At 62.9% G+C, this 21,585-nt stretch carries 24 protein-coding genes; 15 read left to right on the forward strand and 9 right to left on the reverse strand.

The window, feature by feature from the left end:
* Nucleotides 1-82 precede the first annotated feature (82 nt).
* Both ubaA and BDK61_RS04965 read left to right on the forward strand, forming a co-directional pair.
* Nucleotides 83-898: an SAMP-activating enzyme E1 gene (gene ubaA, locus BDK61_RS04960; protein WP_004958433.1), complete on the forward strand. Its 816-nt coding sequence runs from the start codon at nucleotides 83-85 to the stop codon at nucleotides 896-898.
* A 95-nt stretch (nucleotides 899-993) separates the two neighbouring features.
* Nucleotides 994-1,365, forward strand: coding sequence for a DUF5658 family protein (locus BDK61_RS04965; RefSeq protein WP_121302467.1), 372 nt, complete (start codon nucleotides 994-996; stop codon nucleotides 1,363-1,365).
* Here the strand turns inward: BDK61_RS04965 and BDK61_RS04970 are convergent.
* Nucleotides 1,362-2,273, reverse strand: a complete 912-nt coding sequence (locus BDK61_RS04970; protein ID WP_121302468.1) for a cobalamin-binding protein — start codon at nucleotides 2,271-2,273, stop codon at nucleotides 1,362-1,364. The genes BDK61_RS04965 and BDK61_RS04970 overlap by 4 nt on opposite strands.
* A gap of 95 nt (nucleotides 2,274-2,368) precedes the next feature.
* Here BDK61_RS04970 and BDK61_RS04975 point away from each other — a divergent pair, with 95 nt between their 5' ends.
* A complete protein-coding gene (locus BDK61_RS04975; RefSeq protein WP_004958425.1) occupies nucleotides 2,369-2,848 on the forward strand; it encodes an RNA-binding protein in 480 nt (159 codons plus the stop codon).
* Nucleotides 2,849-2,874: 26 nt separating this feature from the next.
* Here the strand turns inward: BDK61_RS04975 and BDK61_RS04980 are convergent, their stop codons facing one another.
* On the reverse strand, nucleotides 2,875-3,294 hold the full coding sequence (locus BDK61_RS04980) for a hypothetical protein (RefSeq protein ID WP_121302469.1): 420 nt from the start codon (nucleotides 3,292-3,294) through the stop codon (nucleotides 2,875-2,877).
* A gap of 143 nt (nucleotides 3,295-3,437) precedes the next feature.
* On the opposite strand from BDK61_RS04980, the gene BDK61_RS04985 reads away from it, so the two are divergent.
* The 3 genes from BDK61_RS04985 to BDK61_RS04995 all read left to right on the forward strand — a co-directional run bounded on the left by BDK61_RS04985 (nucleotide 3,438) and on the right by BDK61_RS04995 (nucleotide 5,629).
* Nucleotides 3,438-3,797, forward strand: coding sequence for a cell division protein SepF (locus BDK61_RS04985; RefSeq protein ID WP_049939172.1), 360 nt, complete (start codon nucleotides 3,438-3,440; stop codon nucleotides 3,795-3,797).
* Between the two features lie 123 nt (nucleotides 3,798-3,920).
* Nucleotides 3,921-4,865: an ABC transporter ATP-binding protein gene (locus BDK61_RS04990; RefSeq protein WP_004958416.1), complete on the forward strand. Its 945-nt coding sequence runs from the start codon at nucleotides 3,921-3,923 to the stop codon at nucleotides 4,863-4,865.
* Nucleotides 4,862-5,629 (forward strand): ABC transporter permease, encoded by a 768-nt coding sequence (locus BDK61_RS04995; protein ID WP_004958413.1) that lies wholly within the window; start codon nucleotides 4,862-4,864, stop codon nucleotides 5,627-5,629. Before BDK61_RS04990 ends, BDK61_RS04995 begins: the two co-directional genes overlap by 4 nt.
* Nucleotides 5,630-6,028: 399 nt before the next feature.
* On the opposite strand, the gene BDK61_RS05000 is transcribed toward BDK61_RS04995, so the two are convergent.
* Together BDK61_RS05000 and BDK61_RS05005 are read right to left on the reverse strand one after the other, a co-directional pair.
* Entirely contained in the window at nucleotides 6,029-6,421 is a 393-nt protein-coding gene (locus BDK61_RS05000; RefSeq protein ID WP_004958411.1) for a DUF5611 family protein, read from the reverse strand.
* Between the two features lie 38 nt (nucleotides 6,422-6,459).
* Complete coding sequence (locus tag BDK61_RS05005) at nucleotides 6,460-7,308, reverse strand: DUF7093 family protein (protein ID WP_121302470.1); 849 nt, start codon at nucleotides 7,306-7,308, stop codon at nucleotides 6,460-6,462.
* Nucleotides 7,309-7,456: 148 nt separating this feature from the next.
* Here BDK61_RS05005 and BDK61_RS05010 point away from each other — a divergent pair, with 148 nt between their 5' ends.
* The 4 genes from BDK61_RS05010 to BDK61_RS05025 all read left to right on the forward strand — a co-directional run bounded on the left by BDK61_RS05010 (nucleotide 7,457) and on the right by BDK61_RS05025 (nucleotide 10,371).
* Complete coding sequence (locus BDK61_RS05010) at nucleotides 7,457-8,779, forward strand: PKD domain-containing protein (protein WP_121302471.1); 1,323 nt, start codon at nucleotides 7,457-7,459, stop codon at nucleotides 8,777-8,779.
* A gap of 63 nt (nucleotides 8,780-8,842) precedes the next feature.
* Entirely contained in the window at nucleotides 8,843-9,250 is a 408-nt protein-coding gene (locus BDK61_RS05015) for a hypothetical protein (protein WP_121302472.1), read from the forward strand.
* Entirely contained in the window at nucleotides 9,243-9,911 is a 669-nt protein-coding gene (locus BDK61_RS05020) for a hypothetical protein (RefSeq protein WP_121302473.1), read from the forward strand. Before BDK61_RS05015 ends, BDK61_RS05020 begins: the two co-directional genes overlap by 8 nt.
* Before the next feature lie 166 nt (nucleotides 9,912-10,077).
* Entirely contained in the window at nucleotides 10,078-10,371 is a 294-nt protein-coding gene (locus tag BDK61_RS05025; RefSeq protein ID WP_004958397.1) for a DUF6432 family protein, read from the forward strand.
* A gap of 22 nt (nucleotides 10,372-10,393) precedes the next feature.
* Here the strand turns inward: BDK61_RS05025 and BDK61_RS05030 are convergent, their stop codons facing one another.
* Complete coding sequence (locus tag BDK61_RS05030; protein ID WP_121302474.1) at nucleotides 10,394-11,572, reverse strand: MBL fold metallo-hydrolase; 1,179 nt, start codon at nucleotides 11,570-11,572, stop codon at nucleotides 10,394-10,396.
* Nucleotides 11,573-11,642: 70 nt separating this feature from the next.
* Here BDK61_RS05030 and BDK61_RS05035 point away from each other — a divergent pair, with 70 nt between their 5' ends.
* A complete protein-coding gene (locus tag BDK61_RS05035) occupies nucleotides 11,643-12,245 on the forward strand; it encodes a transcription antitermination protein (RefSeq protein ID WP_121302475.1) in 603 nt (200 codons plus the stop codon).
* Here the strand turns inward: BDK61_RS05035 and BDK61_RS05040 are convergent.
* The 4 genes from BDK61_RS05040 to BDK61_RS05055 form a co-directional block, all read right to left on the reverse strand.
* Entirely contained in the window at nucleotides 12,242-13,828 is a 1,587-nt protein-coding gene (locus tag BDK61_RS05040) for a hypothetical protein (RefSeq protein ID WP_208644659.1), read from the reverse strand. The genes BDK61_RS05035 and BDK61_RS05040 overlap by 4 nt on opposite strands.
* 20 nt (nucleotides 13,829-13,848) lie before the next feature.
* Entirely contained in the window at nucleotides 13,849-14,589 is a 741-nt protein-coding gene (locus BDK61_RS05045; RefSeq protein ID WP_121302476.1) for an ABC transporter ATP-binding protein, read from the reverse strand.
* Nucleotides 14,590-14,989: 400 nt separating this feature from the next.
* On the reverse strand, nucleotides 14,990-16,363 hold the full coding sequence (locus BDK61_RS05050; RefSeq protein ID WP_004958383.1) for an RNB domain-containing ribonuclease: 1,374 nt from the start codon (nucleotides 16,361-16,363) through the stop codon (nucleotides 14,990-14,992).
* Between the two features lie 66 nt (nucleotides 16,364-16,429).
* Complete coding sequence (locus BDK61_RS05055; protein ID WP_004958380.1) at nucleotides 16,430-16,714, reverse strand: DUF7562 family protein; 285 nt, start codon at nucleotides 16,712-16,714, stop codon at nucleotides 16,430-16,432.
* Nucleotides 16,715-16,843: 129 nt separating this feature from the next.
* On the opposite strand from BDK61_RS05055, the gene BDK61_RS05060 reads away from it, so the two are divergent.
* The 4 genes from BDK61_RS05060 to BDK61_RS05075 all read left to right on the forward strand — a co-directional run bounded on the left by BDK61_RS05060 (nucleotide 16,844) and on the right by BDK61_RS05075 (nucleotide 21,448).
* Nucleotides 16,844-18,424 (forward strand): bacterio-opsin activator domain-containing protein, encoded by a 1,581-nt coding sequence (locus BDK61_RS05060; RefSeq protein ID WP_004958376.1) that lies wholly within the window; start codon nucleotides 16,844-16,846, stop codon nucleotides 18,422-18,424.
* A 256-nt stretch (nucleotides 18,425-18,680) separates the two neighbouring features.
* Nucleotides 18,681-19,652, forward strand: a complete 972-nt coding sequence (locus BDK61_RS05065) for a phytoene/squalene synthase family protein (protein WP_004958374.1) — start codon at nucleotides 18,681-18,683, stop codon at nucleotides 19,650-19,652.
* Between the two features lie 48 nt (nucleotides 19,653-19,700).
* Nucleotides 19,701-20,426: a lycopene cyclase domain-containing protein gene (locus BDK61_RS05070; protein WP_007188668.1), complete on the forward strand. Its 726-nt coding sequence runs from the start codon at nucleotides 19,701-19,703 to the stop codon at nucleotides 20,424-20,426.
* On the forward strand, nucleotides 20,423-21,448 hold the full coding sequence (locus tag BDK61_RS05075; protein WP_208644660.1) for a Brp/Blh family beta-carotene 15,15'-dioxygenase: 1,026 nt from the start codon (nucleotides 20,423-20,425) through the stop codon (nucleotides 21,446-21,448). The genes BDK61_RS05070 and BDK61_RS05075 overlap by 4 nt, the downstream gene beginning before the upstream one ends.
* The last annotated feature ends 137 nt before the right edge of the window (nucleotides 21,449-21,585 follow it).

The following is a 21,585-nucleotide window of genomic DNA, read 5'->3' on the forward strand; positions in this document are numbered from 1 at the left end:
GCAGTCTGGATTTATCAGCCCTACAGCTCGAAACGCCCGAGACGAACCAGTCGTTTATTCCTCCGGGTGGCGTACGACCACTATGCGACCGGATCTGGACCCAGAACAGCTTGACCGCTACTCCCGGCACATCATCATGAACGACGTTGGGCCGGAGGGGCAGGCCACACTGCTTGACACCGATGTGCTGGTCATCGGGGCCGGCGGCCTCGGCGCACCAGTCCTCCAGTATCTCGCGGCTGCGGGCATCGGGCGGCTCGGAATCGTCGACGACGACGTGGTTGAACGGTCGAATCTCCAGCGGCAGGTCATCCACAAGGACGACGACGTTGGCCGGTCAAAAGTTGACAGCGCCGCCGAGTTCGTCACTGGCCTCAACCCTGACGTGACCGTCGACCGCCACGAACTGCGGCTGGCGCGGGAGAACGCGACCGACCTAGTGGCCGACTACGACATCGTTGTCGACGCCTCCGACAACTTCGCCACGCGCTTTCTCGTCAACGACGCCTGTACGCTCTCGGGTACGCCCTTTTCCCACGGGGCGATCTTCCAGTTCGAGGGACAGGTGACGACGTTCTCGGGCGACAGCCCGTGTTACCGCTGTCTGTTCCCCGAAGCGCCCCCGGAGGGGACCGTCCCCGACTGCGCGACTGCGGGCGTTCTCGGTGTGCTCCCGGGCACTATCGGATGTATGCAAGCAACCGAAGTCGTCAAGCTTGCGATGGACTACGGCGAGACACTAGAGGGGCGGCTCGTCGCCTACGACGCCGCCGAGATGTCTTTCGAGGAGGTCCCTATCGCGCCCAAGCCGGACTGCCCGGTGTGTGGCGACGACCCCGCCATCGCGAGCGTCGCCGACGCCAGCTACGAGGGCCGCTGTTCGCTCGCCGAGGACTGACTGGAACCGCTCCGTCCTCCCGTCTAATTCTCACACATGATACTGCGGAACCGAGGTTTATGCACCGATAGCCGCGAGTACCGGTAGCGACTCACATGTCTCAGTCCGATCACGCATCCCACCCCTTCTCCGTTCGCCTTGAAAAGCCCAGCTACGTCGAACTGGTGTTCTCGCTGGTGCTCGTCTGGGGCTTCGGCGACGCGCTGTCGACGCTGTTCGCCGCGCAGTTTGCCGGACCGGGACTGGAAGCGAACCCCTGGATACGGACCCTCCTTATCCACGAACCGCTGCTCGTGATTGCCCTGAAGATGGCTGTCGTTCTCTACGTCGGCGTCGTCCTGCTGGAGTGCCGCAACGTGGTCGAGCGGGTCCCGCTGTGGCGGGCCTGGCTCCTGACTGTCGTCGCCCTCGGCGCGGTTGTCGTCCTCGGAAACACCTACGTCGGTCTGGCTGCGGCCGCCGCCTAGGCCCGGACCGTCCCGAGTTCGACGACGGCGTCCCGCGGTGGCGTCTCGAACAGGTCTGGGTGGACAAGCGCCGCCAGAAACTCAAGCGTGTCCACGAGTCGCGGCCCCGACCGATTCACGTAGTGGTGGCCGTCAATCACGTACGCCCGGCCGTCCCGAACCGCAGTCAGGTCGTCGAACCCGGGTCGTCTGGTCAGGTCTGTGAGGTTCTCGCGGGTCTGTGCCACGTCGAAACCACACGGTGCAGCCACCAGCACTTCGGGGTCGTATTCGACGACTTCTTCCCACTCGCGCGGCCGGGAGTGAGCGCCGTCTTCCTCCATCCCGTAGGTGCCGCCCGCCATCTCGATCATCTCCGGGACCCAGTGCCCGGCAGCCATCACCGGGTCGAGCCAGTCGAGCACCGCCACGCGGGGCGTCGTCTCGCCTCGTGTCGCTGTTGTTTCCACTGCTGCGACGCGCTCCCGGAGGTCCGCAACGAGTTCGGCAGCGCGCTCGTCGCGCCCGACCGCCGCGCCGACCCGGTGGATGGACTCGAACAGGCCGTCGAGACTGTGGACATCGAGCGTTAGCACGTCGGTGTCCAGCCCCAGTTCCTCGACAGCCTCAGCGACCACCACATGGTCGACGGCACACACGTCACAGACGCCCTGCGTGACAATGAGGTCTGGCTCCAGTTCCGCGAGTGTCTCGCGGTCGATGGCGTAGACGCCGTCGCTCTCCTCGGCAGCAGCGACCTGTTCGTTGATCTCGCCACTCGATGCCGTCGGGTCGACACGCGAGCGATTGACTGACGGCTTCTCGCGGGCCGCCGGCGGATGGTCGCACTCGTGTGAGACACCGACCGGCTCGACGCCGAGCGCGTAGACGATTTCCGTCGCCGAGGGCAGGAGCGTGACGACTCGCATACTCTGACCTTGGCCCGCGCGGACAAAAACCTGCGTCCGTCACATCGCCCACACGCTTCGTTACGCTTACCCTCTGTCGCCGACGAGACGCGAGCATGGAAGTCAAGTCGCGACACCACCTCCGTTCGGACGAGGTCGACACCATCACGACGGCGCTGTCGGAGAACCTCGGTGTCGAACTCGACGCGGACAGCTTCGAAAAGGTCGAGTTCGACGACAGCGACTGGGATGTCGTCCTCGTCGACGGCGACCCGCTCGTCCTCTATCTGAACGGCGAACCGTTCCTGACCGTTCAGGGAGCTAATCAGTACCCGCCGGAGAAACACATCGTCACTGTGGACGCCGGGGCCGTCTCCTTTGTCTCGGACGGCGCTGACATCATGCGGCCGGGTATCACCGAGGCCGACGACGACATCAGTGCGGACGACCTGGTCGTCATCAACGAGGAGTCCCACGGGAAGTTTCTCGCTGTCGGCCGCGCACAGACCGACGGCGACGACATGGTCGGCGACAGCGGGAAAGTCGTCAAGTCGCTGCACCACGTCGGCGACGACCTCTTCGAGTTCTCGGTGTAGCGCAGTCCACTGGTATCGCACTCCAGTCACACCAGCGGCCGAAGCCCGAACCGGTCGAGGGTACGGTCTATGCCGATTCTAGCAACCGCTTCGGCCACGCCAGCGCTCACGGCCACCCCGAGCAGCAGTGGCCAGACGGTGAGATACGACGACAACGGGTGGAGATGCGTCCCGTAGAACCACTGCGACACCGTGTTGCCAAGCAGCCAGAGCGTCACGAGGACTGGCGTAACAAGCGAGAGGCGGCTACAGAGATACAGCGGGACGGCACCTGTGAGGACCATCCCAACGGCGGCGTAGACGGCCCCGAACGCGAGTGTCGTCGGGTCCTGCGACGAGAAATGGACGCCGCTTGCAAACAGCCACGACAGCACCCCGATGGCATAGACGACGCCACCGACGGCTGCGACGGTGCGGGGAGTCGTTCTGATGGAGGGCGGGCGCATCGCTGTCGGTGTTTGCTCCGCCGCTGAATAACGTTTTGTGTGGGACTCGCTGTTCCTGCTCGCCACCACGGCCGATCAGGGGTGCTGTGGCGACACGTTCGATGGACGAAAAGTTGAAACGGGTAGCGCACGCCGTGAGTGACATGGGACTGATGAGCAAGATCCTCGGGGAGTCTGGATCCTCTCGGAACACCGAGGATTACGTCGAACTGAACGCGAACGAATTCGAGATGACCGGGACGGAACTCGAACGCCAGGTTCGGATCGCCCGTATCAGCGACAAGCAGGACGTCATCGACATCAAAGACGCCGTCTACGACGGTGACGTGGTCGTCGCGGACATCACGCGCCACTCCACGCAGGACCGTACGATGGAACACATCAGCGACGAACTCAAGCAGGTCGCCAACGAGGTCGGTGGCGACATCGTCCAGAAGGACGACGACCAGCTCATCATCACCCCGGCCGGCGTCGGCATCGCCCGGGAACGACTCGGCCGATAGGAGTGTGACAGTCCGGTCGGCGCGACCTTGTTGTTCGGTCGATCTTGTCAGCCTGTATCACTCTAACTGCCGGTTTTCGGGGGCTTCAATGCGTTTTTCGGTGTCGCCACGCTAAGGGCGGCAATGACTGAACCGGCGATACGCGCCAGTGGGTTACAGAAGCGCTACGGCGATGTGCAGGCGCTCGATGACCTAGAACTGACAGTTGAGCAAGGAGAGTTCTTCGGGTTGCTCGGGCCAAACGGAGCCGGCAAGACGACGTTTATCAACACGCTGGTCGGTCTCGTCCACAAGGACCGCGGGACCGCCGAGGTGTTCGGCTTCGATGTGGAAGACGACTACCGGGAGGCCCGCGACCGCATCGGTGTCGCGCCACAGGAGTTCAACGTCGACCGTTTTTTCCCCATCATCGAGGTGCTCGAACACAAGGCGGGCTACCACGGCATCGGTCGGGCCGAGGCCCGCGAGCGCGCAGAAGACGCGCTGAAGACGGTTGGTATCTGGGACAAGCGGGACACGCGCTTCGACTGGCTCTCCGGCGGCATGAAACGCCGCTTCGTCCTCGCTCGTGCGCTGGTCTCCGACCCGGACCTGCTCATCCTCGACGAGCCGACGGCCGGGGTCGACGTCCAGCTTCGCCACGACCTCTGGGATATCATCAACCGGATGAACGACGCTGGGACGACGATTTTGCTGACGACCCACTACATCGAGGAGGCCGAACGCCTCTGTGACCGGGTTGCAATCATGGACGACGGGCGGAAAGTCGAGGTGGCGACCCCCGACGACCTGATGGCCCGCGGCACAGACACTATCGTCCTCGAACTAGCCAAGATGCCGCGGACGGCCCCGAAACTCGACGTTGAGGGCATCACCGACATCGAACTGACTGACGAAGGGCTGGCCGTCACCGCAATGGGCGGGAGCCAGACTGCGCCGGCCATCATGCGCGAACTCGAAGCGCAGGGCCACACCGTCACCTCACTGGACATCCGCCGCGCGTCGCTCGAAGAGGTGTTCGTCGACATGACCCGCGACGACCGCGAGTACGCGGAGGTGTCCGCATGAACCAGAACACGACGCAGTTCCTGACGCTGGTCCGTCGGGAAATCCTCCGGTTCGTCCGTCGCCCGTACAACACCTTCCTCCCGCCGATCATCACGAACGCGCTGTACTTCTCCGTGTTCGGTGTGATTCTGGGGAGCCGAATCGGTGAAATCGCTGGCGTGAGCTACCTCCAGTTTGTCCTCCCCGGACTGGTCGTGCTTGGAGCCATCTCTGACAGCTTCGAGAACGCCTCTTTCACTATCTTCCACGGACGCTGGAACGATTACATTCAGGCCGTCCTCACCTCGCCGATGTCGAACCGAAGTATGGTGGCGGCCTATGTCTCAGCCAGCGCGCTCCGGGGGGTCGTCACGTCGCTGCTGATCGTCGGCGTGGGACTGATATTCACTCCGGTTCCGGTCGCTAACCCCGTGTATCTCGTCTCGTTCCTGCTGGTGATTACCACGCTGTTCGGCGGACTCGGCGTCATCGGCGGCCTCTGGGCGAGCGACTTCGACTACCTGACAGTGATGAACCAGTTCATTCTCCGGCCGCTGGTGTTCTTCGGCGCGGTGTTCTACTCGCTCGAAGTCCTCCCGGCGTTCTGGCGGAACGTCTCGCTTCTCAATCCGATGGTATACATGGTCAACGGCGTCCGTTACGGCATGATCGGCGTCACCGAAATCGATCCGAACACGTCGCTGGCCGTCCTGACTGGGACGACCGTGGTCGTGCTGTCAATCGACTACATGCTGTTCAGGCGCGGCTACGGACTCGCCGAATAGCGCCGTTCTGTCCGTCACCGCTTTCCATCCATCAGCTAACCCTGCCGCCGGTCTCGCACCAATAAAACAGAAGTGCCGGCTCGGTAACTGACCTGGCCGCGAATGCCGGATTGGGTCCGCTCCGGCGGGCGGACAAACTATGACAGGTTGCCCCGGAATCCGCTGCCGTGGCATCACGAGTGGTGTCTCGTGTCCCGGATACTTGTGTGCGCCTCCGGGTGGGGCGTATGTGAATGTATGCCACAAGCGTATTTAGATGTGACGCCCGTCTGACGCTGAGTGATACTGGCAGTGTACGGTATCGAAGAATTTCCGAACAGCTACGCGGGCCGGGCTGGACACGATAGCGCAGTATCGGCCTGCCAGCACTCACGGACTGCGTGCGCCCGATGGCCGTCGTTAGACGTTGTCCGGGGCGTCGGCGTCGTCCTCGACCGAGCGCTTGAGCGAATCACGTCGTGCCTTTGCGTCGCGGTCGGTCGCCTCCTCCAGGAAATCGTTCTTGATGGCGACAGCGTCCTCGGCCGCATCGACGTTGCCCTCTGCGATGACGTCCTCCGCCGGTCGCTCATCGATATGAAGCGCGATTTTGTCCTTCTTCGAGCCGTACTCGACGCGACCCGCGACGACCCGGTCGAACACGGGGTTGTCGGGGTCGTCGACGACTAGCAGGTCGTTGCCCTCGTAGTCTTCTGTATCCGTTACTTCGCCGAAGTACTCCTCGACGAACGCTTCCATGTCAGGGACGCGGTCTTCGAGATGCTCGCCCCGTCGCATCTTGTACTCTCGCATGGGCGAGTTTTTGCGAGGGGCTGTCTTACCCTTTGCGTTCACTCCTCGCCACGGGTGATAAGTGACCCCTTGTGACACTCCGGACAGAAGTCCCCGGCGCGCAACGATGTCGATTCGACCTCTGTGGTGAATCCACACTCCGGACAGGCGAACTCGCCCTCTGGAACCGTCACGGCACTGTCGCTGGTTGACTCAACACCCGAATCGTCGTCCGTTCCGGAATCGACCGGCATCGTCTCCGGCGACCAGCCGTCCCCGTCGTCTCCTGGCTCATCAGGCCACTCACCGGGCTGGCGGTCGTCGCCGGTCGACTCCGATTCCGCTTCCTCGCCGAGAATGAGCCCGTCGTCTTTCTCCGGATCAGTCTCGTCTTCGGTTACCGGCTCCTCGCTCTCGGCGTCCGGGATGTCGACCGTCGTCGTCGGCTCGTCCAGTTCCACGTCGCCGCTTCCCTCGCTGTCGCTGTCATCGATAATCTCGGCGTCGTCGGCCGACGGATCAACCGGCTCGTCGTCTCCGCCATTGTCGCCGACTCCCGAATCTCCCGGCGCTTTGACCGGATCGTCGACGCTATCCCAGCCGTCCGAGCGCTCCGTTCCCTCGTCAGTGGGTTCGGCCGCGCTGTCAGCCGGCTCGTCTTCCGGCGGTGACTCGGTTTCCGCCGTTTCGGATTCGGACTCGTCTTCGACGAGGTCGCTAGCGATATCCGACGGCGTCTCGATAGCCGTTACCTCCTTGTTCTCCGAGACAATGCGCGTATTTCCACACCGCTCACAGGTCTCCCGTTCCTGGATGGTGATGACGACTTCGCTACCCTGCTCTTCGCGCTCGCGCTCGACGGTGGTCTCACCGTACTTGTGCCCGAGGACGGAACATTTGAGACCCATTGCCAGAACTTCCCACCGTGGCGTACTTAAACCCTGCCCGTTGGCTCGACCATTCCTGACAGGATACTACCTGTTTCGCGACGGCGTTATATTAATTTCAGCCTAGTTTGTGAAATTTTATAACTGATACAGATGTTACGCTACGCTAATGCACCGGACCGCGACACTCGTGGTGTCGGCCCTCGCCCTCTCGGCACTTCTCGGCGGGACAGCGGTGGCGACCGGCAACCAGCCACCGCTTGCCGACGCCGGACTGGACCAGTCCGTCGAGCGAGCAACGACGGTCCAGTTGGACGCTAACGGCTCGCGCGACCCCGACGGCACAATCGAAGATACCGAGTGGTCCATCGAAATGCCGGACGGCACAACACGCACACCCGACTGCCCGACCTGCGTCCAGACGACGTTTTCACCGGCCGACACCGGCCAGTACAACGTTACTGTCACCGTCACTGATGACGACGGAGCGTCGCGCTCGGACACGCTCCACGTCGACGTGGTGGCCGCTGGTGGGCCGTCAGTCTCGATGTCGGCCCCGTCTGCGGTACCCGCTGGCCTCCGGCGGAATCTGACTGCCAACGTAACTGCCGGCGATGCCGACCTCCGAACGCTCGCCTGGGTCGTCAACGGCACCGCCCAAAACCAGACGCGACTCGCCGGTGAGAACGCCACCTCGACCATTACGCACACGTTCAACGACTCCGGCTCTGTATCCGTCCGTGTGATCGCTTACGATGCCGACGGACGGCGTGGCGTCGCCAATCGGACGATTCAGGTCGCCGACTCGTCTGGCAACGGTGGCAGCGCCGGTGGCAACAACTGTCCGGGCGGTAGCGGGAACTACTACGTTGACGGTGAAAACATGGGCTGTACGAGTGCTGCCATGACCATCGAGGATACCATCGTCGATACTGACGGCCGGGACGGTCTGTGGGTGTACGTGGAGAATGAACTCACCAAGATCATCGCGGAAGACAATATGAACAAGTACTCTGAGGACGGTTACGGCGGTACGTTCAGTGAGGAGACTGTCGATGAACGAAAAGAAGAAATAAAGGAACACGAAGAGAATCAGGACGATTTCATTGATGTTGATGATGGCGGCAGTTCCAATGATGGCGGCTCCAGCGATGAGAGTCGTAGTACTCGTCCAGCATCCAGCGTGCCAAATAACCTAATGAACCCAGATAGCGGAGACGATGACGATGATGACAACGGTGGATATGACTGGTCATACGATGACGGCAGTAGTAGTGACGATGATGATAGCAACGGTAACGATGATGATAGTGGAGGCAGCGATAACGATGATCAGGGGGGTTTCCTTGACGGCATAATCGGTGGCGGTGACGACGATGATGACGACAGTGGTGGTGATGACGACGGTGACAGCGGGAGTTGGTTCGGAGGCGATAGCGACGATGATGATGACAGTGGCGGTGACGGTGGCGGAGGGTGGAGTTTTTGGTAACAGCTTTCACATATGGCTTCGGAATTAAAATATATAGGTTAAAATAAATAAAATCCAAATATAATGAATGCAAAGAACAAGACACAAGGGGTAGTCGCCTGCCTGTTAGCGACGGTTGCAGGCACTCTCTTACCCCCAGTCACCGCTCCGCTTATCGTGTGGACGGACGCCCATTGGTATGCAAATAAGGAAACACCGATACCCGGCATCCAGTCCGGAGAGGAGTACGTTAGCATCTTGACCGCGTTCGCCTACGTGGCTGTCTTCACCGTCCTTGTCCGCGGAATCGCATTTTTGAGCGCCGGTGGCGAGACTGTACATGATTCACCATCTGCGGGAGTGGACGGCGACGGATCAGCAACTGGCACGTTACCAGAACCAACGCCAACCCTGACTGAAACTCTGAATATCTCACCTTCTGAAAAAAACAAGGAAACAGACCTCAACATTGAGAATCAAAACCATGAGTGAGACTAGAACTATCGTTGGCTCTGTTGCCATTACACTCTTAATGATCTCTGCCGGCTGCTCTGCGTTCGCGGGAGGCAGCGGACCAGCGGAAAAGACAGTTTCGCCGACGCAGACGCCAGAACCCACGCCAGAGATTATTGAGACCCAAACGCCTGAGCCAACGGAAACCGAGAGTACGCTAGTAGCTACCGAAGGAACTGAAACGGAAACCGAATCTACTACTGAAGGCGATCTCAGCAAGGCAGAGAAGTTTGAGGAATTCGATGAGAACATCCAGTATCTATACGATTCAGACGAGGAGAACCGTTCTGCTGAGATGGAGGCTTTCCCTGACAATGACTCGTACCATATAACAGTTGAAATGCGTGATACTACAAACTTCACTAAGACCCGAAATGACCGGCTAAACCCGCTCTGGAAGTACTACGCCATCGTAGAAGACTATAACAATGGCCACCTTCCAGAACGGGACCACACGTACATACCCGATACAGTTAATGTGACGTTCACTACGGAGGACGGCGGAGTGTTTGAAACGACTCACATCAAATACATTTGGGCGTACAAGTACTATACCGACGAGTGGTCGCTCAGAGTCTTCATGGCAAAGTACGGCTCTACCACTGAAGAGGGGCCAGCTTACCATGAAAAGGGACGGTAGCGAATCACTCGGTTCGGAATGATAAGTCACAGCGAGTTTGTCGCTGACGACTGCTTCGCTCGGGGGTCAGCCTTACCAATTCAACAGTTTATAACGCGTCAGATCAAGTTCCCAGATTAGATTCACGAGGGACAGAGATTAGACCTAGCCGGTTTTAGAGGGAGATATGAGAGCGAAGCCGGAGTATCGCGACCGGGACGACACAGAGGTTGCGGTGCTCGATGCGCTCGCTGACCGCCGCGATGAGGGGATGACTGTCTTCGAGCTTCGGTCGCGGACGGAAGAGAATATTGACCGCATTGAGGATGCACTCGCGGCTCTCAAGGCAGACGACCTCATCGAGGTCGAGGACAACGGGGAACGGACCGTTATTCTGCCAGGAGAGGGCGTGGTTGGGGAGTCACTGCCGGACGAAGACGAATCGATTCTCGACCAGATTCGCAAGCGGCTCCCACTGTAGCTACGACTCTCTCGTGGCGGTGTCACACTGTGTCCGTCGGCGCAGCGGCGCAGTTGTTCGGGCCGAGTTCGAGTTCGAACGCGGTGTCGTCGTCGGCAGTCTCCGTTCCGAGGTTGATGGCGATAACCCGTTTGAAGTTGGCGGGGCGCGGCGGGATGTCGTCACAGACGTACTCGACAAATGCCTCGCGGTCCATCGTGAATCCCGGGAGTTGGTCGCGGAGAGCTCCCAGAGGAGCGGTGAACGTACCGTCGTCAGACGGCACCGTCGACTCGCTGTAGTGGCCCGGGGCAACGAGTGTCTCATCGGGGAGTGCTGCGAGCCGGTCAGTCAGCGTGCGATGGAGGTCGCGGGCGAGGTCACGAGCGCCGTCCGCTCCGGCTTCGAGGTCTGGGCGGGCGACGCTGTCGAGGAAGACACTGTCGCCGGCTAGGAGCACGTCGCCGACGGTGAAGCCGGTCATGCCGGTCGTATGCCCGGGTAGGGGACGAGGCTCCAGTGTGGCCGAGCCGACGCGTAGCGTTTCGGCGGCGGCCAGTGCGGTCACGTCGTCGACACCGCGGGCGACCGCCCGTTCGGAAAGGGTCGGCTCGGCACCGGTCTCTACGGCAAGGCGGCGGACGCCGCTGATGTGGTCGGCGTGGACGTGCGTGTCGATAGCGTGGGTGATCGAGGCGTCGCGGTCGGCGGCATCGGCGCTGTACCGGTCGGTGAACGCCCGGAGCGGGTCGACAACGGCGGCCGACCCGTCGCTGATGATCATGTAGCCGAGACAGCCAGATGACGGACGGCGATACTGGAGGACGGTTGCGGCGTCGCAGGAAATCTTGCGGGCTTCGTAGAGCCGCGCCCACCCCTCCATGCCGTCGCTGAGGTTCTGCGCCTCGACACCGTGTTCAGTCAGTAGGCCGGCGACGAAGGCGCTGGCTTCGCCGCGGCCACAGACGACCGTTATCGGGCCGGTGCCGGCCACCTCGGCGACGAGGCTGTCCACTTCGCCGGTCACCTTCGCCTGGAGAAATTTGGTAAAGGGGAGCTGTGTTGCTGTTACCGACTCGCCGCGGAGTCGCCACTCCTCGTACTCGCCACGGTCGCGAACGTCGAGCAGCCGGACCGATTCACCGGCGTCCAGCTTCGCTTGCAACGTCGCTGCCGATAGTGACGGCGGGTCCGTCGGCGGGTCAGGGTAGTCCTCGGCCATACCGACTGTAGCGCTCCCCGGTGGATAAATCGGGCGGGGATTTCAAGCCCCTGCCGCGCCCAGCGGAGGTATGGACGCTGGAGCTACTATCAACGCCGTCCGTGACCAGACTGAGACGGAGCGAGACAGACTGGGCTCGGACAAGGTGCTTATCGCAGCAACAGATGCGACACTGGAGACGGAGGTGGTGCTCACAACAGCGGCGACACGCGAGTCAGGGCTTGCAGATGCCCTCGGCCAGTGGGCCGCCGAGGCGGACAGCGACGTGGCGACGCAGTTTGAGGGAGCCGCCGAGGCCGCGGCCGAGCGGGCAGACCGCATCGACGTAGACGCCGGTGACCCCGATGGGTTCATCGACCACCTCGAAACCGTTAGCGGGACTGCACGGCGCGTCGGGGCCGGCCTCATCGCTGCCCCGTTGGTCGCCGACCGGTTCTATCTGCAGGTAGTGAGCTTCTTCATCAACGAGGCTGACGAACAGCGGGCCGATACGTTCCGCGAGATTCGACGCGAGGCATCGGCACTCGACGACGGGGAAACTGCCCTCGGACACCTCTCGGAATCCGAGCGCGAGACGGCAGCGGCGGCCGCGACGGAGGCCGTTGGAGCGGCGTACGACGACTACGCAGAGACGCTGGAGGCGATGGGGCTGGACCCGAAGCCGGTCTGCTAATCCAGCCGGTATGTTGCAACGCGGTTAGCGGCATAGAGGAACCCCGCGACAGCGCCAGCGCTGGCGATTCCAATGCTCACCACCAGCCCCCCGCCGAGGAGCCAGGTTTTGTCGAATGAGAGTGCGAACAGGTCACGAACGGCGAGCAGGTACGTCAGGCTCCCCGGCGCGACGGCCACGCCGAGGACGAGGAAGTACAGCCCGAACGCCCAGCCGCTTGGAACCACTACTTCGTGGCCCTGCACCGATGACGACTCGAACTTCGGGAACACGACGCCGGCTCCGACGGCGATAGCCGGTGCGGCGAGGGTTGCGGCCAGTGCGACTGTGAGTCCGGCAGCGAGCGTGACCGGTGGCGTTCCGGCGGCGACACCGAGACCGACGACCAGTAGCGTCGTCACCACGACACCGGGGAGTGCGCCCGCAAGGACGAGTCCGGTGACGAACGCCCGGCCGGAGACGTTGGCGGTCAGTGTCAGCGGCAGCACTCCTTCCTCGCCGCCGAGCGGATTGAGCGAGAACGCGGCCCCGAACGCCGCCGCGCTGGCGAGGCCAGCGCTGAGGGGGAGCGTTGGCGGGACCACTCGCTCCAGAATGACGATCTGGAGATGATACACCAGGAAGAAAAACGGCATGATCGCGAACTGCACGGAAATGGGCGCTCGCTTGGCACGGAGCCACGACTTCTGGGCGACCACGCGGGTCGCCGTCGAGACCCGTCCTCTCAGCAGACGGTCCGAGAGTGTCTGCTTGTCTGCGTCGAACTCGTAGTCAGGCTGGACCGGATCGACATACCAAGCCCGCGCAGCCAGCCACAGACACGCAACCACGCCGACCGGGAGCGCGCTGAGAATCCCCACCGTAGCGACGGTGGCAGCGACCGGATCGCCACCGGCCCCCAGAACGAGCAGGACCACGTCAGCAGGCCACGAGAGCGGGGACTGGGTCGCCAGCTGGAGCACGCGAAACTGTACCGTCGGGACAGTCGTCATCGCAACCCAGCCAAGCGGCAGGACGAGCGAGACGGCAGCCCCGACGCTCGCTCGATGCCGCGCGATGAAGGCCGAGCGGTTCGCGACCAGTTTTATCACTAGCCCTAGACTGAATCCGAGGACCGTCCCGAGCAGGGTGACCGCGACTGACCCGACCAGCGCCACGACAGCGACGAGTACCCCAGCATCACCGACTGCAAGTCCGCCCACCAGCGCCAGAATCGGGATGGTGAGCGCGAGCAACACTCGACCGATCTCGGCGGCGAGCAGCCCGGCCGCCGCGTCCTCGTAGGGCACCGTCGTCAGTAGACCGTCGGCAGCGTCCGGTTCGCCGGCCGATTTCACCGTATGCTGGAGTGTGAAGAAGCCGACGAGTCCGAGCAGCCCGACGATGCCCGCCGTCGTCGCGAGTCTAACCGTCTGGGTGTCGCTGCCGGTGAGGGCGCCGCCGAAAAAGAACGCCATCACGCCGATAGCGAGACTGTATATGACGATGCCCAGTCCTCCGCCAAGTAACATGAGCGTCCCGCGCGCCGTGCCCATGAGCTTGCGCCAGGTGCGCCGCAGTTCCGTCTGTGCGATCAGTCGCATCCGCCGTCCGTTCGGTCGCCTCATCGCTCACCCGGGTGCTCGCTGGTCACGTCGAGGAACACGTCTTCGAGTGTGCTCCCGGACTCGACGCTGCCGGTCAGTTCCTCAGGAGACCCCTCCGCGACGAGGTCGCCGTCATACAGGACGCCGACGGTATCCGCTAACTCCTCGACGACGGGCAGGATGTGCGTCGAGAGAAAGACCGTCGTGTCAGCGGCCGCGACTTCGCTGATGGTATCACGCACCGTCCGGGCCGCCCGCGGGTCAAGTCCCGAGGTGGGTTCATCGAGGAAGAGGACATCAGGGTCGTGCAACAGCGCCTGAACGAGACCGAGCTTCTGTTTCATCCCCTTTGAGTACGTCTCGACGCGCCGGTCGGCGTCCGTATCGAGGTCGAATCGGTCGAGCAGCGACTCCACGCGGTCCCAGTCCTCGTGCCCGCGCAGGCCGGCGACGTACTCCAGCTGCTCGCGGCCGGTGAGTTCGTCGTACAGCGGGGGTTCTTCGGGCAGGAAGCCGATGTGTTCGACCACCGCGGCGCGGTCCGCGACCGACTCGCCCGCCACCCGTGCGGTGCCGCTTGTTGGGTTCGTCAACGTCGTCAGGATTCGAATCGTCGAGGTCTTGCCCGCGCCGTTCGGGCCGAGAAAGCCGAAGACGCTTCCGCGAGGGACCGTCAGGTCGAGGGACTCTATTGCCGAGACGCCGCTGTAACGCTTTGTCAACCCCTCGGCGACGATTGCGGGTGCTGGAGGGCACATACGGGCAGTGCCGCACCGACTGTGAAAAGGTCTTGCTGTTGCTATGCGCGACTCTCTAGAATGGTTGTTTGGTACGGTTTCGCCCTGGAGCTGGAGTTTGAACAGCCAGAAAGCCCCCTGTCGCTGGGCTACTGCGACTCGCTGCGCTCCTCACTTCGTTGCGGTGCTTGCGTCGTCTCGAACGCCCAGCGACAGGCCCCTTTCAGTCCCACCCGTAGCCGGTTGCCCAATCCAGGCTGGGTGGGACCGAAAGGGGCCGCGCCATCGACGAACCCCGGCGACGTAAGCACGCGAAGCGCGCGCAGCGAGCCGCGGGAGTCGATGGCGTGGGGGCTTTCTGGCTCCCGACGGCCGTAGCTGCAGAACCATGCACAACAGAACCCGATACTTTAGCTAGCCGTTACTCTTCAACGGCTGCGTCGGCGGCATCGGCTTCAGCGTCTTCATCCTCGTCTTCGTCATCAGGATTTTCGACGACCTCGATACCGCGGTTGTTGACTGCCGACGGATCGAGCCCAACCTCCTGCAGGAAGTTCTTGTACTCGCGCTCGCACTGCTCGGCGTCCTTCTGGCGGTCGCTGGCGCGGTCACACAGCGCAATGAGGTCCTCGGGCACGTCGTTACTATAGACGATCCAGTGGTTGATGAGGTCCGAGAGGCGGCGAATCGGCGAGGTGAAGTGGCCGTAGATCTCGAAGTTCAGGGCGTGGTGGCCGCCGAAGGGGTCGTTCATGTACTTCGCGCGCGGCATCACCTTCATCACGGCCCACTGGATCTTATCGAGCTGGCGACCGGGGGCCTGTTCGAGCGTGGCGTTGACGGCTTTCCGTGGGTCGTCCCAGGCGTCGCCGGGGATAGAGACGCCGTCAAGTTCCTGAATTTCGACCAGCGCTTCGTCCCACTCGTCGGGGCTCGGCTGTGGGTGGACGCGGTACATCGCCTCGACGCCGCGGTTCCACATCAGCTCGTGCGTGACGGCCTTGTTCGCCTTCAGCATACACTCCTCGATGATAGTGTGCGCGCGGTCACGGGCAGGATTGAGGACGAGTGACCCCTCCTCTTTGCGCTGCTCGTGCATCCGGTCGGCCAGTTCCCAGACGCGCTCGGTCTTCTCCGCGAGGTCGACGCTCTGGTCTTCCAGCACGTCTTCTGCGGTCTCTGGCTCATCCAGCAGGCGCTCGGCTTCGGTGTAGGTCAGCCGGGCATCCGAGCGGATGACGGACTTGTAGATATTGATCTCCTCGTAGCCGAGGTTCTCCTTGTCGAGGTGCATTTCGACGGTGTGGGCCAGACGGTCCTCGTTGGGGACCAGCGAACACACCGTCTCGGCGAGGACGGGTGGTAACATGTGGACGGTGTAGGCCGGGAGGTAGACGGTGTTCCCGCGCTCGACGGCCTGCTCCCACATCTTCGTGTCGGGGTTGACGTAGTGGGTCACGTCGGCGATGTGGACCCAGAGAACGATCTCGTCTTCGCGCTCCTCGATGGAGATGGCATCGTCGAAGTCCTGCGCGTCGATGGGGTCAGTCGTCCAGGTGGTCATCTCCCGGAGGTCCTGCCGCTCGTCGACCTCGTCTTCAATCTCCGCCTGAACGCCCTTCGTGCGCTCCTTGGCCTCTTCCAGTACCTCGGGCGGGAACTCGTCGGGGATGCCGAACTTCTCGAACAGTTCCTCGCGTTTGTTCTCCAGATGTCGTGCCATCTCCGGGTCGATCTCGACGGGGCCTTGCCCCTCGGCGGTCCCGGCGGCCGCCTGTGCGTCCTCTGTAGTCATGTCACCCGGTACGAACAGGGCGTAGTTAGGGCTGTCGGGGTGGGACTGGGCCGTGACCCCTGCGTCTCAGTCCCTGCGAGCGTCGCCCTCGGAGAGTTCCCGGAACCGTCTCAGGAACGTCTTCTGATCGGCCTCGCCGGCTCCGGCGGCGTCAAGTGTCGTCTCGAGCCCATCTCGTGGTTGCTGGCATAGCTCGGCAAAACAGGTTTTACAGAGATGCTCGAACGTCTTGTTTCGACGGTCCCACCGGTCGCCGTGTTTGTCGTACTCGCGGGCCTCGGACCGTGGGATGGACTCGCCACACGCGATGCAAGTGACTGACTCCCCCCGGGAACTCCGGGACCCGAACATACCTACGCGTTGCGGGCGACATCGTTTAGAACTTTTCGCACAGGCAACAGTCCCCCGTTTTCGGGCCACACGTTTATTCACCCGCCGCCACTACACAGGGTATCGGCTATTCGGAGCCAGGGACACTGAATGAAGCCACCAGAGACACTCGCTCACTCGACGTTGGACACGCTACCCATCAACATCGCTGTCCTCGACGACGAGGGAACGATCCTGTTCACGAACCGCGCCTGGCGGGAGTTCGCGGGCGACGAGGACGGGGAGATGGAGGGGACGAACTACTTCACGACAACCGATGTCGACGCCGACGAATACGCCGGACAGGCAGTCGGCGGCATCGAGTCGGTCATCGACGGTGAGCAAGACCTGTTCACGATGGAGTACCCGTGTCACTCTCCGGAGGAGAAACAGTGGTTTCTGATGCGGGTCGCACCACTTCCGGAGGATGAGGCCGGGAGCGCAGTCGTCGCACACATCGATATCACCCAGCGGAAACTCGCCGAACTGGCGGCTGAACGACGGAGCGAAGAGCTGAAGGCCGAACGCCAGAACCTCAAGCAACTCGTCGACCGGGTCGACGGGCTGCTGAAGGCGGTGATGGGCGACGTACTGACCGTCGACTCGCGGGAGGCCATCGAGCAGACCGTCTGTGACCGGCTGGCCACGGTCGACTCCTACCAGTTCGCCTGGGTGTCCGAACTCGACTTGCGAGACGAGACGCTGTCGTCGACGGCCCTGTCAGCCGACCGACCGACCTCGTTATCTATCCCACTTGACGCCGACGACCCGGTCGCGGAGGCGGCTCGTACCGAGGAGATGCAGGTCGTGACCGGTGGTATCGACGAGCAACACAGCCGGCTTGCTGACTCCGACGTGGCATCGGTCGCGGCCGTGCCGCTCGTCTCCGGCGAATCGTTATACGGCGTGCTCACCGTCTATGCCGACAGCGACGACGTGTTTGATCCCCGAGAACAGGCCGTGCTGGGAACCATCGGCCGGGCCACCGCGGCGGCTATCGATGCTCGCGAGACCAGCCGGCTGCTGACCGCCGACAACGTCACGGAACTCGAACTGCAGGTCACCGACCCCGACGTTTTTTATATTCACGTGGCAAGCGAACTCGGTTGTTCGATGGAGTACGGTGGGAGCGTCCCCAACGGTGAGGAAACGGTGATGTTCTTCCTCGTCGAGACGGACGACCCCTCGGCGGTCTGTGCCGTTGCCGCCGACCACCCGCAGGTGTCGGGCGTCTCGCACGTCTCGACGTCGGACTCGGCGGCGCTGTTCGAGTTCACCGTCTCGGACCCACCGGTCGTCTCGGTCGTCGCCGACCGCGGAGCCCAGACGGGCGACATTCTCGTCGAACCGCGACAAGCGACGGTCACCGTCACGCTTCCGGCGTCGATGGAGACCCGAAGCGTGGTCGAGCAGGTCCGAAACCAGTATCCGGAGACGGAACTGCTTTCGGTGCGAGAGCGGGACGAACCGCCCGTTTCCCGGCAGGCATTCATTGCAAACGTCGAGGAACGTCTCACGAACCGCCAGCTAACGGCGCTCCGGAAAGGGTTCCTCGGCGGCTTTTTCGACTGGCCACGTGATGTCTCCGGTGAGCAACTGGCCGAGTCGATGGATATCTGCCCGTCGACGTTCCACCAGCACCTCCGTGCGGGTGAGCGAAAGCTACTGGAAGAAGTGTTTGAAAACTGGTAACTCGTGATTCCGAACCCCCTTACCGGTGTCGGACGCCTGACGCGATTCCCGAAGCAGTTTGGTAGTCTGCTTATACCGATAACAACCGTATATACATGTAGTGATACCGAACCAGTGTCCTGTTTGTCACCGGCGAACCGACGGGACACAGACCCCCGTGATAGCGGCGCACTCACGGACCGACCGGACTATTACGGACAGCCTGCCGACAAGCGCGCGACGCATCGCCCGCCGAATGACCGCCCGATAGCTTTCAATGCATTCCGATAACATCCAAACCAGCAAATCGATACAGCAGGAAACCGGACGGACGTTCCACCTTGCGACGCGTCTGCTTCCGGAGCGTATCCGCCACCCGACGTACGTCATGTACGCGTTTTTCCGGGTTGCGGACGAGGTCGTCGACCAGACGGACGGGCCGCCGCCGACCGTTCAGCACGAGCAACTGGAGGTGATTCGCGAGGCCGCACTCGGGAACATCGACCCGGAAGAAACCGACCACGAGGCAGTCATGGCGGCGTTTCAGGACCTGGCTGACCGTCACGACATCTCCGAGGAGACGATTAACGTCTTCATCGACGCGATGGAGATGGACATCGCACAGGCCCGCTATGAGACGTTTGAGGACCTCCGTGAGTACATGGGCGGTTCTGCCGTCGCCGTCGGCCACATGATGACGGAGGTAATGGACCCGCCACAGAAGGAGGAGGCCCTGCCCCACGCGACGGCACTGGCCGAAGCGTTCCAGCTTTCGAACTTCCTGCGGGACGTTCGTGAGGACATTCACGACTACGGCCGGGTGTATCTCCCACAGGAGACGCTCGAGCGCCACGGCGTCACCGAGGAGCAACTGGCCGACGCCGAGGTCGACGACGCCTTCCGCGCCGTGATGCAGGAGGAACTGGCCCGGACCGACGAACTCTACCGCGAGGGCGTCGCCGGCATCCGGTACCTGCCGGAAGACTGCCAGTTTGGCGTGTTGCTGGCTGCGGTCCTGTACGCTGACCACCACCGGCTTATCCGTGACCGCGGGTACGACGTGCTGACGGAGACACCGGACCTCACCCGTCGCCGCCGGCTGTGGCTCCTCGCCCGCACGTGGTGGCACTGGCGGCGTAACGGCGACCCCGAAGCGACGTTCTACACCGTGAGCGCTGTCTCCGAGCGTGGCCCCGGTGAGACGCCAACAGACACTCACAGCCACGGGCAGCCCACGTGGCGTGGATGACAGCCACGCGCCGGGCATCGTTTTCGACCACCTGCTGTATCTGAACTCATGCTGTCTACCCTCACGTATCTCCAGTTTCACGCCCTCTTCGTGGTCCCAGTCGTGGCCGGCCTGGCGTTGACGGCTACCTACCGCCTCGGGAGCCGCCGGGACGTACTCACAGGAACAGCTATCCTCACCGGTCTGGCGCTCGTCTACACGACGCCGTGGGACGGCGCGCTCATCCGGCGCGGCGTCTGGTGGTACGGCGACGGCGCTGTACTGCTTCGGTTCTGGTCGATACCCCTCGGCGAGTACCTCTTTTTCATCCTGCAGACGGCGATGGTGGGGCTGTGGGTGGCCCGGTTTCGGGTAGACACGGAGCGCCCGCTGGCCACGCCAACACGAACGCGACTCGTCGGGCTTGCCGTTGCGCTCGTCGTCGTGCTGTCCGGCCTTGCACTCCTGCGCTCCGATTCGGGGCTGTATCTCGGCTCGCTGCTGGTCTGGAGCGGTCCGATTCTCGCCATTCAGTGGCTGTTTGGGTGGCATTTCCTCGTCGGCGAGTGGCGGACCGTGAGCGTCGCGACACTGGTCCCAATGGCCTATCTCTGTGGTATCGACAGCATCGCCATCCGACTCGGCGTCTGGACGATTTCAAAACAGTACACGACCGGCTACACGGTTCCCCTGCTTGACCTGCCGATTGAGGAAGCGGTGTTTTTCTTCCTGACGACGCTGTTCGTCGTGCAGGGGGTCGTGCTCTATACTTGGCTCATGGACAGATGGGAGTGAGCTACCGCAGCGCCGTCGAACTGTCGGTTCGCTACCGGGTCGCACTGGCTCCCGGCTGGGTCGCTAGCCTCGCCGTCGTCGCTCCGTTTCTCGCGGGGGTCTCGATACCACCTGCGCTCCAGTACGCCCCGCTGGTTGTCAGCGCTGTCCTGCTCGGCTTGCCCCACGGCGCAGTCGACCACCTCGCGGTCGCACGGACCCGTGGCGAGCGTCCGGACTGGCGTGCTATCGCCCGCGTGTTCGCGCTCTACGGCGTCGTTGGCGGGGCTTACGCCGTCACCTGGTTCCTCGCACCCGCGGCGGCCTTCGTCCTGTTCATCGCGGTGACGTGGTTCCACTGGGGGCAGGGCGACCTCTACGCGCTACGCGCGCTGGCCGACGCCGACCACCTCCGGTCACTCCCGCAGCGAATCGGAACCGTCCTCGTCCGCGGCGGCCTGCCGATGCTAGTCCCGCTGCTCGCGTTCCCGGAGTGGTACCGCCGCGTCGCGACGGACCTCGTCTCGCTGTTCGCGCCCGACGCCGTGGCCGCTATCGGCTGGGCGTTCCGGGCCGACGTGCGGACCGCGCTCGCCCTCGCCTACGGCGCGCTCGTCGTGGCGACGCTGGCCGTCGGGTTCGCTCGCGCCGATGCCCGCCGGCTGTGGCTGCTCGACGCCGGTGAGACGCTGGGCCTGCTTGCCTACTTCGCCCTCGTCCCGCCGGTACTCGCTATTGGCGTGTACTTCTGTCTGTGGCACTCGCTGCGCCACGTCGCCCGCCTGCTGCTGGTCGACGACGACGCCACTGCCGCACTCCAGAACCGCGACCCATCGGCGGCACTGGCGCGGTTCGCTCGCGATGCCGCACCGCTGACCGCTGCCTCGCTCGCTCTCCTCGGCGGGCTATATTTCCTTGTCCCAAATCCGCCGGGGTCCGTCCCGGAGTGGGTCGCGCTGTATCTGGTGTTCATCGCTGTCGTCACACTGCCTCACGTCGTTGTGGTCAGCATTATGGACCGCGAACAGGGCGTCTGGGCGTAGTCGGCTCCCTCTCTAGACGGCACTAGGACCGGATGTCTATACGAGCTGAAATCAAAAATCACAGTGGGCATCCGCGCGAGCGAAGCAAGCGCGGTTCACCGAACGCGAGCGGAGCGAGCGTTCGCCTTTTTCGCCAC

This window comes from Haloarcula quadrata, assembly GCF_003634715.1.
GTDB classification, from domain to species: domain Archaea; phylum Halobacteriota; class Halobacteria; order Halobacteriales; family Haloarculaceae; genus Haloarcula; species Haloarcula marismortui.

Coding starts and splice junctions, on each gene's coding strand:
- BDK61_RS05035 (WP_121302475.1), top strand. CDS start 11,643: ATGGACGCTGGAGCTACTATCAACGCCGTCCGTGACCAGACTGAGACG.
- BDK61_RS05030 (WP_121302474.1), bottom strand. CDS start 11,572: ATGGCCGAGGACTACCCTGACCCGCCGACGGACCCGCCGTCACTATCG.
- BDK61_RS05050 (WP_004958383.1), bottom strand. CDS start 16,363: ATGACTACAGAGGACGCACAGGCGGCCGCCGGGACCGCCGAGGGGCAA.
- BDK61_RS05040 (WP_208644659.1), bottom strand. CDS start 13,828: ATGCGACTGATCGCACAGACGGAACTGCGGCGCACCTGGCGCAAGCTC.
- ubaA (WP_004958433.1), top strand. CDS start 83: ATGCGACCGGATCTGGACCCAGAACAGCTTGACCGCTACTCCCGGCAC.
- BDK61_RS05070 (WP_007188668.1), top strand. CDS start 19,701: ATGCTGTCTACCCTCACGTATCTCCAGTTTCACGCCCTCTTCGTGGTC.
- BDK61_RS05000 (WP_004958411.1), bottom strand. CDS start 6,421: ATGCGAGAGTACAAGATGCGACGGGGCGAGCATCTCGAAGACCGCGTC.
- BDK61_RS05060 (WP_004958376.1), top strand. CDS start 16,844: ATGAAGCCACCAGAGACACTCGCTCACTCGACGTTGGACACGCTACCC.
- BDK61_RS04970 (WP_121302468.1), bottom strand. CDS start 2,273: ATGCGAGTCGTCACGCTCCTGCCCTCGGCGACGGAAATCGTCTACGCG.
- BDK61_RS05025 (WP_004958397.1), top strand. CDS start 10,078: ATGAGAGCGAAGCCGGAGTATCGCGACCGGGACGACACAGAGGTTGCG.
- BDK61_RS05065 (WP_004958374.1), top strand. CDS start 18,681: ATGCATTCCGATAACATCCAAACCAGCAAATCGATACAGCAGGAAACC.
- BDK61_RS05005 (WP_121302470.1), bottom strand. CDS start 7,308: ATGGGTCTCAAATGTTCCGTCCTCGGGCACAAGTACGGTGAGACCACC.
- BDK61_RS05015 (WP_121302472.1), top strand. CDS start 8,843: ATGAATGCAAAGAACAAGACACAAGGGGTAGTCGCCTGCCTGTTAGCG.
- BDK61_RS05045 (WP_121302476.1), bottom strand. CDS start 14,589: ATGTGCCCTCCAGCACCCGCAATCGTCGCCGAGGGGTTGACAAAGCGT.
- BDK61_RS05055 (WP_004958380.1), bottom strand. CDS start 16,714: ATGTTCGGGTCCCGGAGTTCCCGGGGGGAGTCAGTCACTTGCATCGCG.
- BDK61_RS04980 (WP_121302469.1), bottom strand. CDS start 3,294: ATGCGCCCGCCCTCCATCAGAACGACTCCCCGCACCGTCGCAGCCGTC.
- BDK61_RS04985 (WP_049939172.1), top strand. CDS start 3,438: ATGGGACTGATGAGCAAGATCCTCGGGGAGTCTGGATCCTCTCGGAAC.
- BDK61_RS04990 (WP_004958416.1), top strand. CDS start 3,921: ATGACTGAACCGGCGATACGCGCCAGTGGGTTACAGAAGCGCTACGGC.
- BDK61_RS04995 (WP_004958413.1), top strand. CDS start 4,862: ATGAACCAGAACACGACGCAGTTCCTGACGCTGGTCCGTCGGGAAATC.
- BDK61_RS04965 (WP_121302467.1), top strand. CDS start 994: ATGTCTCAGTCCGATCACGCATCCCACCCCTTCTCCGTTCGCCTTGAA.
- BDK61_RS05020 (WP_121302473.1), top strand. CDS start 9,243: ATGAGTGAGACTAGAACTATCGTTGGCTCTGTTGCCATTACACTCTTA.
- BDK61_RS04975 (WP_004958425.1), top strand. CDS start 2,369: ATGGAAGTCAAGTCGCGACACCACCTCCGTTCGGACGAGGTCGACACC.
- BDK61_RS05010 (WP_121302471.1), top strand. CDS start 7,457: ATGCACCGGACCGCGACACTCGTGGTGTCGGCCCTCGCCCTCTCGGCA.